Origin of the sequence: Micromonospora sp. AMSO31t (genome assembly GCF_008868175.1) — a bacterium.
Taxonomy (GTDB): Bacteria; Actinomycetota; Actinomycetes; order Mycobacteriales; family Micromonosporaceae; genus Micromonospora.
In genome coordinates this window covers 19,782-30,774 of record NZ_WBKT01000061.1, presented here as the reverse complement: position 1 = coordinate 30,774, position 10,993 = coordinate 19,782, and the positions used below count along the sequence as shown (strand labels likewise).

Sequence of the window (10,993 nt, the reverse complement as noted above, 5' to 3'; positions counted from 1 at the left end):
AAGGCCATCAGCGGGGAGTCGTCGTAGCCGACCACCGAGATGTCGTCGGGGACGGTGAGGCCGCGCTGCCGGGCGGCCCGGATCGCGCCCAGCGCCATCAGGTCCGAGCCGCAGACCAGGCCGGTGACGCCGCGCTCGATGAGCCGGCCCGCGGCGGCCTCGCCGCCCTCGACGCCGAACAGGGACAGCTCGGCAAGCTCGCCGGCCTCCGCCTCGGTCGTGCCGACCAGCCGGGTCATCGCGGCGCGGAAGCCGGCCACCCGGCGCTGCACCGGCACGAAGCGGTCCGGGCCGGTGATGAGCCCGATCCGCCGGTGGCCGAGCGCCACCAGGTGGGCGACGGCCAGCTCGGTGGCCTCGCCGTCGTCGCACGAGACGAAGGGCGCCGAGATGCCGGGCGCGTATCCGTTGATCATGACGATCGGCAGCGGGCGGGCGATCAGCGCCCGGTACCGGTCGTGGTTGGCGGCGGTGTCGGCGTGCAGGCCGGAGACGAAGACGATCCCGGAGACCTGCCGGTCGAGCAGCATCTCGACGTACTCGTCCTCGGTGACGCCGCCGGGGGTCTGCGTGCAGAGCACCGGGGTGAACCCGCTCTGCGCCAGCGTCGACTCGATGACCTGGGCGAAGGCCGGGAAGATCGGGTTGTCCAGCTCGGGCACGACGAGGCCGACCAGCCCGGCGCTGCGCTTGCGCAGCCGGGCGGGGCGCTCGTAGCCGAGCACGTCGAGGGCGGTGAGGACGGCCTGCCGGGTCTCGGGGGCCACTCCGGGGCGGTCGTTGAGCACCCGCGACACCGTGGCCTCGCTGACTTCGGCCTGTTGGGCGATGTCGGACAGTCGAGCGCGCATGGCGGCACTTTAGCTCACGAGCAAGTTCTTGCGTACGCTCCTGCAAGCCCTTCCATTCTCTGCAACCTCTTGCTAACGTCCCCGCAACATGCGAGAGCAGCGGCGCAGTATCCCCGCGCCGGTCAGCAAGACTTTTCCGAGGTTTCCACTGGCGAGCCGCCCTTCCCCCGGCGGGCCCGCCATGACGACAGGAGTACCGATGCGCATCCGTACCGCGGGTGTGGTCGCTGTCCTCGGCCTGGCGCTCGCCGCGTCCGGCTGCGGCGGCGGTGACAGCGACAAGCCGGCCGCCAAGGAGTCCGCCAAGGCCGCCGGCGGCAAGCTGGTCATCTGGGCCGACGACAAGCGGACCGCGGCCCTGAAGCCGTTCGCCGAGGAGTTCGGCAAGGAGAACGGTGTGACCGTCGAGGTCCAGGCCGTCTCCAAGGACCTGCAGACCAACTTCGTCACCGCCTCGCAGCAGGGCAGCGGCCCGGACGTCGTGGTCGGCGCGCACGACTGGATCGGCAACATGGTCCAGAACGGTGCCATCGACCCGGTGCAGCTCGCCGCCGAGCAGAAGAGCGCGTTCAACGAGACCGCGATCAAGGCCGTCACCTTCAACGGCCAGCTCTACGGCGTCCCCTACGCCACCGAGAACGTCGCGCTGATCCGCAACACCGAGCTGGCCCCCGAGGCGCCGAAGACGATCGAGGACCTGGTCGCCGCCGGCAAGAAGCTCAAGGCCGAGAAGAAGGCCAGCGAGATCCTCTGCCTCCAGTCCGGCCAGAACGGCGACGCGTACCACATCTACCCGCTGTACACCTCGGGCGGCGGTTACCTGTTCGGCACCGCGGCCAACGGCGACTACGACCCGAAGGACCTGGGCGTGGGCAAGCCGGAGTCGATCGCGGCCTTCCAGAAGATCGCGAAGCTCGGTGAGAAGGGCGACGGCGCGCTGAAGCGCTCCATCACCGGCGAGAACTCCATCGCCACCTTCACCGGCAAGAAGTGCGCCTTCCTGGTCTCCGGCCCGTGGGCCATCGCGGACGCGAAGAAGGCCAACATCAAGTACGACATCTCGCCGGTCCCCGGCTTCGCCGGCGGCAAGGAGGCCCAGCCGTTCGTGGGCGTCCAGGCGTTCTACGTCGCCGCCAAGGGCAAGAACAAGGCCCTGGCCCAGGAGTTCGTCACCAACTACGTGACCAAGCCCGAGCTGGCCGTCGCGCTCTACCAGGCCGAGCCGCGCCCGCCGGCGCTGACCGCCGCGTTCGACCAGGTCAAGGGCGAGGACGCCGACCTGGCCAAGTTCTCCGAGGCCGGCAAGAACGGCCAGGTGCTCCCGGCGATCCCGGCCATGGCCGCGATCTGGGACCCGTTCGGCAAGGCGGAGGCCGCCATCATCGGTGGCGCCGACCCGGCCAAGACGATCACCGCCGCGGGCAAGACCATCGCGGGTCAGATCAAGTAATGAGCACGTCGCTGTCCGGCCCGGGGTCTGCTGAGCAGGCCCCGGGCCGGGAGCCCGTTCGCCGCGGGCTCCCGCGCACGCCCCGTACCGCGCGGAACCACGCGCCGATCACCGCGACCGGCCTCGTCGTCAAGGTGGTCCTGCTCGGCCTGGTGGCCGGGATCGCGATCTGGGCGGCGTTCCCGCTCGTCGAGGCCGAGCACTGGGTCGGGCTGGGGATCCTCGCCGCCACCACGGCCGGCCTGTTCTACCTCTACCTGAGCCGCCGGCACATCCCGGCCAAGTACCTGGTCCCCGGCACGATCTTCCTGATCGCCTGCCAGGTCTTCCCGGTGCTCTACACCGCGAGCACCGCGTTCACGAACTTCGGCGACGGCCACCGCGGCACCAAGGACGACGCGATCGTCGCCATCCAGACCTCCTCGGTGCGGCAGGTTCCCGGCTCCACCGAGTACTCCCTCTCCATCGCCACAACGGGCGACCCGGCCACCGGCCCCCTGGTGTTCCTGCTCAGCGACCCGAAGACCCGCGAGGTCTTCGCCGGTGACGCGGGCGGGCTGCGCAAGCTCGACGCCGGCGACGTCACGGTCAGCGCGACCGGCAAGATCACCGAGGCCGCCGGCTACACCGTGCTCAACTTCGGTCAGGCCAGCGGTCGCAGCAAGGACATCACCGACCTGGTGGTGCCGACCGCCGGTGGCGCGGTCCGCTCCAACGGCCTGTCCCGGGCCTACGAGGGCAAGGCCGTGCGGGCGTACGACGCGGGCTGCGACTGCGTCAAGGACAGCGAGACGGGGAAGACCTGGACCGCCGACCCGGCGAACGGCTCCTTCGTCGCCGCCGACGGCGAGCGGCTCGCCCAGGGCTGGAAGGTCAACGTCGGGCTGAAGAACTTCACCCGGGTGCTCACCGACCCGGACATCTCCGGGCCGTTCTTCGGCACCCTGCTGTGGAACTTCGCCTTCGCGATCGGCTCGACCGGGTTCACGTTCCTGCTCGGCATGGCCATCGCGCTCGCCCTGCACTCGCCCCGGATGCGCGGCACCAACGTCTACCGGGTGCTGCTGATCCTGCCGTACGCCATGCCGTCGTTCGCCATGCTGCTGGTCTGGCGGGACATGTTCAACACCGACTTCGGGCTGGTCAACGACCTGTTCGGGCTGCACATCGACTGGTTCGGCGGCACCTGGTCGGCCCGGATCGCGGTGCTGCTCGTGCAGCTCTGGCTGGGCTACCCGTACATGTTCCTGGTGGCCACCGGCGCGCTCCAGGCGATCCCGCGCGAGCTGACCGAGGCCACCTCGGTCGACGGCGCCAGCCCGTGGCAGTCCTTCCGCGCGGTCACCCTGCCGCTGCTGCTGGTCGCGCTGTCGCCGCTGCTGATCGCGTCGTTCGCGTACAACTTCAACAACGTCAACGCGATCCTGTTCACCACCGAGGGCGGGCCGTTCGCGCCGGACAACCCGAGAAACGGCGCCACCGACCTGCTCATCACCTACACCTACCGGCTGGCCTTCGGCGCACAGGGCGCCGAGTACGGGCTGGCCACCACGGTCTCGATCTTCATCTTCGCGATCGTGGCGATCGTGGCGGCGATCAGCTTCTCGCGGACCCGGAAGCAGGAGGAGGTCTACTCGTGACCACCTTGTCCGACGCTGCCGTCGCCGACCGGGCCGGGACGGGGAAGTCGAAGGGACGCTGGTTCGCCCAGGTGGGCTGGCGGCACCTCGTCGGGGTGCTGGCCGTGGCGTTCAGCCTCTTCCCGATCCTGTTCGTGATCTCCGCGGCGCTCAACCCGCTCGGCACGCTCTCGTCGACGGAACTGCTGCCGACCGGGGCGTCCCTGGAGAACTTCACCAACCTGTTCCAGAAGACGCCGTTCGCCCACTGGTTCCTCAACTCGCTGCTGCTCGCCGGCGTGGCCAGCTTCGCGTCGATCTTCCTGTCGGCGCTGGCGGCGTACGCGTTCTCGCGGATGCGGTTCGCCGGTCGCCGGGTCGGGCTGCTCGCGCTGCTGCTGATCCAGATGTTCCCGCAGTTCCTGGCCATCGTGGCGATCTTCCTGATCTTCACGACGGTCACTGGCCTGTGGCCGGCGATCGGCTTCAACACCCCGTGGGGCCTGTTCCTGCTCTACATGGGCACCGCGCTCGGCGCGAACACCTGGCTCATGAAGGGCTTCTTCGACACCCTGCCGAAGGAGCTGGACGAGTCGGCGACCATGGACGGCGCCTCGCATGCCCAGGTCTTCTTCCGGATCATGCTGCCGCTGGTGGCGCCGATCCTGGCGGTGACCGGGCTGCTCGCGTTCATCGGCTCGATCAACGAGTTCATCATCGCCAACGTGTTCCTCACCGAGCCGGACTCGAAGACCCTGGCGGTCGGGATGTTCGGCATGGTGGCGGGCGAGCGCAACAACAACTTCGGGATGTTCGCGGCGGGCACCCTGCTCACCGCCGTCCCGACGGTGCTGGTGTTCCAACTGCTCCAGCGCTACATCGTCTCCGGCCTCACCGCCGGAGCCGTCAAAGGATAGACCGGAGGGGTGGCCACTCGCCGTCGTGGGCGAGGCGAGTGGTGCCACTCCGTACCCATTGCGCACGCTGCGGCAAGGGCGTCTGTGACGTACACCGGAGCGGTTTTCGGGCGGACCGCCGCGGTCGGGTGACCGATCGCGGCGGGTGCCCGCCCGACTCCCTGTTCTCGACGACGCGAAAGGCATGCCCATGTCTCTCCAGCCGCACCACGACGGATCCGCGACCTACGTTCCCGAGCAGGAGCCCGCCCTCGGGCAGACCGTCCCCGTCTTCGTGCGGGTGCCGGCCGGCGCCGACGTCCGGCAGGTGCACGTCCGGACCGCCGGTGACGGCGAGCCGCGCTTCGCCGAGGCGGTGGTCGACCGCACCGAGGATGGTGACGTGTGGTGGCGGGCCGACGTCGAGGTCCGCAACCCGGTCAGCAACTACCGCTTCCTGCTCGACGGCGCGGCGGGCCCCCGCTGGCTGAACGCGGCCGGCCTCACCGACCACGACGTGCCGGACAACGGCGATTTCAAGCTGGTCAGCTACGCGCCGCCGCCGGCCTGGGCCCGGGACGCGGTCATCTACCAGATCTTCCCGGACCGGTTCGCCCGGTCGGCCGCCGCGGCGGGCCGGACGGCGCCGGACTGGGCGATCCCGTGCGACTGGGACACCCCGGTGATCGGGCGCGGCCCGGAGACGCCCCGCCAGTTCTACGGCGGCGACCTCGACGGCGTCACCGAGCGGCTGGACCACCTGGACCGGCTCGGCGTGAACACCGTCTACCTCACACCGATCTTCCCGGCCCGCTCCAACCACCGGTACGACGCGGCGAGCTTCGACACCGTCGACCCGCTGCTCGGCGGGGACGCCGCTCTGGCCCGGCTGGCCGACGCGGTGCACGCGCGGGGCTGGCGGCTGCTCGGCGACATCACGAGCAACCACACCGGCGACGCCCACAAGTGGTTCACGGCCGCCGTCTCCGACGTGCACGCGCCTGAGCGGGAGCTGTACTACTTCGACCTGCCCGGCGGGGATTTCGAATCGTGGAACGGGGTGAAGTCGCTGCCGAAGCTCAACTGGGGCAGCGCCGAACTGCGCCGCCGTTTCGCCACCGCCGAGGACTCCCTGCTGCGTCGCTGGCTGCGCCCGCCGTACGCGCTGGACGGCTGGCGGGTGGACGTGGCGAACATGACCGGCCGGCGGGGCGCGGACGCGTACACGCACGAGGTGGCCCGGCTGCTGCGGGAGGTGGTCGCCGACACCCGCGCCGACGGGCTGCTGCTCGCCGAGCACGGCCACGACCACACGGGTGACCTGGACCGGGACGGCTGGCACGGCACCATGAACTACGTCGGCTTCACCGACCCGGTGTGGTCCTGGCTGCGCCGGGGCGACGGCACGCTGCCGAACTTCCTCGGCACCCCCGGCGGGGTGCGGCGACGGGACGCGGGCGCGGTCCTGGCCACCATGAACACCTACCGGTCGCTGATCTCCTGGCGGTCGTACACGCACTCGTGGCAGCTGCTCGGCTCGCACGACTCCGCCCGGATCCGCACCGTGGTCGGCGACGCGGCCCGGCAGGAGGTGGCGGCCGGCCTGCTCGCCACCATGCCCGGCACCCCGGTGGTGTTCGCGGGCGACGAGCTGGGCCTGACCGGAGCCAACGGGGAGGGCTCGCGTACCCCGATGCCGTGGCACCGGCCGGAGAGCTGGGACGGGCGCACCTTCGACGCGTACCGGTCGCTGCTGGCGTTGCGCCGCGACGAGCCGGCGCTGCGGCACGGCGGCCTGCGCTGGGTGCACGCCGACGCGGAAACGCTGGTCTTCCTCCGCGAGGCGCCGGCCGGTGCGGTGCTCGTTCTGGCCCGCCGGGCGGGCGGGACCCCGGTCCGGCTGACCGGCCTGCCGGCCGGCGACAACGTGTACGGCGGCGCTCCGGCGCTGCGCCCGGACGCGGACGGCGCCGTGACGCTCCCGGCGGACGGCCCCACCTTCCAGGTGTGGTGCCTCGCCTGACCTGCAAGGAAGGGCCCCCTTCCAACGCCTCGGGTAGCGGAGGGGGCCCCTCCTAACCGCGGTTGGCGGCGAGGAGGGTGCGGACTCCGGTCAGGTAGGTGTGCCGGTCGGGCGAGCCGGTCAGGATGCGTTGCAGGATGTAGCCGGGGACCAGGGCGAACAGGGCCGCGCCGACCGCCACCGGGTCGGCGTCCGCGGGCAGCTCGCCGGCCGCCTGGGCCCGCCGGGCCAGCGTCGCGAAGTGGCTGCGGAAGCTGGCGTACGTCCGGCCGACGAACTCGGCGAGCGTCGGGTCCCGCTGCGCCTCGCCCCACACCTGGATGGCCAGCGGCAGCACGCCGTCGGGGTCGGACTGCGCGTCGACGTAGGTGAGGGCCCGGTCCAGCGCCTCGACCAGCGGCAGCGGCGGCTCGGCCGTGGCCAGCTCGGCGAAGAGCCCCTCGGCGCCGCCGATCACCGACTGGGCGATCGCGGTGATCAGGTCGTTCTTGCTCGGGAAGTAGCGGTAGACCGCGCCGACCGAGAGGCCGGCCTCCCGGATCACGTCCTGCATCGAGGTGTTGTGGAAGCCGTCGCGCCGGAAGCAGCGCCGGGCCGCGTCGAGGATCTGCTGACGGCGGGCCGCGAGGTGTTCGTCCGATACGCGTGGCACGACCCACAGTGTAAAGCGAACGTTCGTTCTTGACGGCGGACCGTGTGGCAGCGCACGCTCAGTCCAAGAGAACGAACGTTCGTTTTAAGGAGGCGGCCATGCCCGCTCACCCGTACCGGATCCGCTCGCCCTGGCTGCTCGCCGCGCTGGTCGCCAGCCTGGCCGTGGTGGTGCAGGCGCTGCTCGTACCCCTTTTCGCGGCGCCGGCCGCGCACCTGGCGCCGCGCGACCTGCCCATCGCCGTGGCCGGGCCGGCGCCCGCCGCCGCCGAGCTGGCCGCCCGGCTCACGGCCGCCCACCCCGGCGGCTTCGCCGTGACCACGCTGCCGGACGGGGCGGCGGCCGACCGGGCGCTGCGCGACCGGGAGGCGTACGCCGCCTTCGTGGTCGGCCCGGACGGCGTCGCCCTGCACACCGCCCCGGCCGCGAGCCCGACCGTGGCGGCGCTGCTCACCGAGGCCGCCACGCAGCTGTCCGCCGGCCGTCCGGTGCCGGTGGTGCAGGTCGTGCCGGCCGACCCGGACGACCCGCGGGGGGCCGGCTTCGCCGCCGGGTTCCTGCCGCTCGCGCTGGCCGGCATGCTGGCCGGGGCCCTGCTCACCGTGCTGGTGGCCCGGCGCGCGGCGCGGCTGGCCGGCCTGCTCGGTTTCGCCGTCCTGGCCGGCCTCGTGGGGGCCGCAGTGCTGCACGGCTGGCTGGGTGTCCTCGACGGCGATCTCTGGCGTGAGGCCGGCGCGATCGGGTTGTTCACGCTGGCGGCGGCGGGCACCGTGGCGGGCCTCGGCGCGCTGCTCGGCGCTCCCGGGATCGGGCTCGGCGCGCTGCTCGTCTTCCTGGTCGGCAACCCGCTCTCCGCGGTGAGCGCCGCGCCCGAGCTGCTGCCGCAGCCCTGGGGGGCCGTGGGGCAGTTCCTGCCGGTCGGCGCGGGCGGCACGCTGCTGCGCTCGGCCGCGTTCTTCGACGGGGCGGGCGCCGGCCGGCCGGTGGCCGTGCTGGCCGGCTACGCCCTGGTCGGCCTGGCCCTGGTCCTCGTCGGCCGCCGGTCCGTACGCGCCGGCGCGACCAGCCCCGCGGCGGATCGGCGGCCCGCCGAGGTCGCGGTGTGACGGCACCTCGTCGGGACGCCGACGCCCCTGCGCCGGCCGCCGGCGGCGTTGGCCGCCGTGAATGTCGGCGAACTCGGCAGGTCGACGGCGGTGAATGCAATTGGTCTTGATCCCCTCACGGATAGTTGTTAGCCTGACAGCGCACCTAACCGGGTGACCCCCACTTTCGGGGGATTTTCTCAGGTGTAACGGGGAGACAAATGAAGAAGCGATTTGCCCAGGGCGTCCTGGCGGTCGGCGCTCTCGTCGGTGGAGTGGTCCTGCTGCCCGCAAGCCCTGCTCAAGCGGCTCTTGTCTGCGATTCGCCCAGCACGGCCCGCTCGGTCTCGGTGAAGTGTGACGGCACGAGGTCGGGCGCCACCGAGTTCCGTGTGGAAGGCGAGTTCTGCGACCAGCGGGGGTGCAGCTGGCGCTTCGGGGCCTGGGTGAAATACAACTCCGGTAAATACTCGACGGCGAGCGATCCCTCCCTTTACTTCAGTGGCCTCAGGAGCATTGTTCACCGGTAGTCGTCCGGAATAAATGCGCCGGGCCAGTTGTGGTCCGGCTCATTTGTTTGTTTGTCGAGAAGCCGGCCGAACAGCCGCCGCGGTCGCGTCTCGTCCAGGTCACGGTATGACGGCACCTCGGCGGGCCGCTACTACAAGGCGTCGTTGATGGGGGAGGATGGCCGGCGTGGAAGCTCTTCGACTGATCCTTCTCTACGTCCATCTCATCGGGTTCGCGATGCTGCTCGGCGGTGCGATCGCCCAGTACGTCAACGGCCGGCTCCGCATCAACGCCGCCATGCTCTGGGGCTCGGTGATCGGGCTGCTGACCGGAATCGGTCTGTCCGCCCCGCTGCGCGACGGCGACGAGCCGGCACCGGCGAAGCTTGTTACCAAGTTGGTGCTCGCGCTGCTCATCTTTGTCATGGTCTTCTTCTCCCGTAAGCGGGAGTCCGTGAACCGCGGGCACTTCCTCGCGATCATCGGGTTGACGCTGGTCAACGCGGCGGTGGCGGTCTTCTGGCGTTAGCCCTCCGGCACAGCGGGAAGACCACGGAAAACGGACGTTCGCGGCACCTCTCCGGCAGGTCGCCGGCACGGAAGGTGATGTGCCCCACGCATCGGTTACGTAGGGGTAACGACCGCTCAACAGTCGTGCACGATTGTCGGCCGGTGGGTGGGCGCGGGCGTACGCTCCCGTCCGTAACGTGGGACGCCGGCGGCACACCGCAGGCCGGCGCAAGGGCTGCCACCGCGCACGACGCGGTGTGCAATGGGAAGGAGACGTCTTGCGCTCTGTGCGTGGGATGCGGATCGCCTCCGCCATCGTGGCGGGTGGCCTCGTGCTGGGCGCCGCCGCATGTGGTGAGGCTCCCGAGGACGACAAGAACGCCGGCGGCACCGGCGGCAAGAAGTTCAGCGCCTGCATGGTGACCGACGTCGGTGGCATCGATGACAAGTCCTTCAACACCTCGGCCTGGAAGGGTCTCCAGGAGGCGAAGAAGGAGAACGACAACATCGACATCAAGAACGTCCAGTCGAAGGCCGAGGCGGACTACGAGGTCAACCTGACCGGGTTCGTCAACCAGAAGTGCGACTTCATCCTGGCCGTCGGTGGCCTGATGCAGGACGCCACCAAGAAGGCCGCCGCGGCGAACCCGAACCAGCAGTTCGGCATCGTGGACGCGAACCCGGGCGTGGACAACGTCTACCCGATGCAGTTCGACACCGCGCAGGCCGCCTTCCAGGCCGGTTACCTGGCCGCCGGGATGAGCAAGTCGGGCAAGGTCGGCACCTACGGTGGTCTGCCGATCCCGCCGGTCACCATCTTCATGGACGGCTTCGCCGACGGCGTGGCGTACTACAACAAGGCCAAGAGCAAGAACGTCCAGGTCATCGGCTGGGACAAGGCCACCCAGAAGGGCTCCTTCACCAACGACTTCGTCAAGCAGGACGAGGGCAAGAAGGTCTCCGACGCGCTGGTCGCCCAGGGCGCGGACATCATCATGCCGGTCGCCGGCGGCGCCGGCCTCGGCACCACCGCCGCGGCGCAGGCCTCGGGCGGCAAGTACTCCGTCGTCTGGGTGGACGTCGACGGCTGCGAGAGCACCCCGAACTGCCCGGCGCTCGTCACCACGGTCGTCAAGAACATCCCGGACGCCGTCAAGGACGCCGTGCTGAAGGCCGCCAACGGTGAGAAGCTCCAGGCCAAGCCCGGCTTCGTCGGCACCCTGGCCAACAACGGCGTCTCGATCGCCCCGTACCACGACTTCGACAGCAAGGTCCCGGCGGACCTGAAGGCCGAGGTCGACAAGATCAAGGCGGACATCGCCGCCGGCACCATCACGGTCACCTCGAAGGCCCAGCCGACCAAGTGACCGCTCCGCCGACCCCCGCGGTGAGATCATC

General features: G+C 70.8%; 9 protein-coding genes. 7 read left to right on the top strand and 2 right to left on the bottom strand.

From position 1 onward, the window contains the following. The coding region (locus tag F8274_RS15890) for a LacI family DNA-binding transcriptional regulator (protein WP_151463166.1) at positions 1 to 851 on the bottom strand (851 nt) is incomplete at its 3' end. A 199-nt stretch (positions 852 to 1,050) separates the two neighbouring features. On the opposite strand from F8274_RS15890, the gene F8274_RS15885 reads away from it, so the two are divergent. From F8274_RS15885 to F8274_RS15870, 4 genes are all read left to right on the top strand, one after another. Further along, positions 1,051 to 2,301: a maltose ABC transporter substrate-binding protein gene (locus tag F8274_RS15885; protein WP_151463165.1), complete on the top strand. Its 1,251-nt coding sequence runs from the start codon at positions 1,051 to 1,053 to the stop codon at positions 2,299 to 2,301. Continuing rightward, positions 2,301 to 3,941, top strand: a complete 1,641-nt coding sequence (locus F8274_RS15880) for an ABC transporter permease subunit (protein ID WP_151463164.1) — start codon at positions 2,301 to 2,303, stop codon at positions 3,939 to 3,941. Before F8274_RS15885 ends, F8274_RS15880 begins: the two co-directional genes overlap by 1 nt. After that, on the top strand, positions 3,938 to 4,837 hold the full coding sequence (locus F8274_RS15875) for a sugar ABC transporter permease (protein ID WP_151463163.1): 900 nt from the start codon (positions 3,938 to 3,940) through the stop codon (positions 4,835 to 4,837). Before F8274_RS15880 ends, F8274_RS15875 begins: the two co-directional genes overlap by 4 nt. Positions 4,838 to 5,027: 190 nt before the next feature. After that, positions 5,028 to 6,839 (top strand): glycoside hydrolase family 13 protein, encoded by a 1,812-nt coding sequence (locus F8274_RS15870; protein ID WP_151463162.1) that lies wholly within the window; start codon positions 5,028 to 5,030, stop codon positions 6,837 to 6,839. Positions 6,840 to 6,891: 52 nt separating this feature from the next. Here F8274_RS15870 and F8274_RS15865 read toward each other — a convergent pair whose 3' ends face one another. Beyond that, on the bottom strand, positions 6,892 to 7,491 hold the full coding sequence (locus F8274_RS15865; RefSeq protein ID WP_192579854.1) for a TetR/AcrR family transcriptional regulator: 600 nt from the start codon (positions 7,489 to 7,491) through the stop codon (positions 6,892 to 6,894). A 98-nt stretch (positions 7,492 to 7,589) separates the two neighbouring features. Between F8274_RS15865 and F8274_RS15860 the strand changes: the two genes are divergently transcribed. From F8274_RS15860 to F8274_RS15850, 3 genes are all read left to right on the top strand, one after another. Continuing rightward, positions 7,590 to 8,597: a hypothetical protein gene (locus F8274_RS15860; protein WP_151463160.1), complete on the top strand. Its 1,008-nt coding sequence runs from the start codon at positions 7,590 to 7,592 to the stop codon at positions 8,595 to 8,597. Positions 8,598 to 9,272: 675 nt separating this feature from the next. After that, complete coding sequence (locus tag F8274_RS15855) at positions 9,273 to 9,614, top strand: hypothetical protein (RefSeq protein ID WP_151463159.1); 342 nt, start codon at positions 9,273 to 9,275, stop codon at positions 9,612 to 9,614. A gap of 277 nt (positions 9,615 to 9,891) precedes the next feature. After that, positions 9,892 to 10,962 (top strand): BMP family protein, encoded by a 1,071-nt coding sequence (locus F8274_RS15850; protein WP_151463169.1) that lies wholly within the window; start codon positions 9,892 to 9,894, stop codon positions 10,960 to 10,962. Positions 10,963 to 10,993 lie beyond the last annotated feature (31 nt).

Coding starts and splice junctions, on each gene's coding strand:
- F8274_RS15870 (WP_151463162.1), top strand. CDS start 5,028: ATGTCTCTCCAGCCGCACCACGACGGATCCGCGACCTACGTTCCCGAG.
- F8274_RS15880 (WP_151463164.1), top strand. CDS start 2,301: ATGAGCACGTCGCTGTCCGGCCCGGGGTCTGCTGAGCAGGCCCCGGGC.
- F8274_RS15885 (WP_151463165.1), top strand. CDS start 1,051: ATGCGCATCCGTACCGCGGGTGTGGTCGCTGTCCTCGGCCTGGCGCTC.
- F8274_RS15850 (WP_151463169.1), top strand. CDS start 9,892: ATGCGGATCGCCTCCGCCATCGTGGCGGGTGGCCTCGTGCTGGGCGCC.
- F8274_RS15860 (WP_151463160.1), top strand. CDS start 7,590: ATGCCCGCTCACCCGTACCGGATCCGCTCGCCCTGGCTGCTCGCCGCG.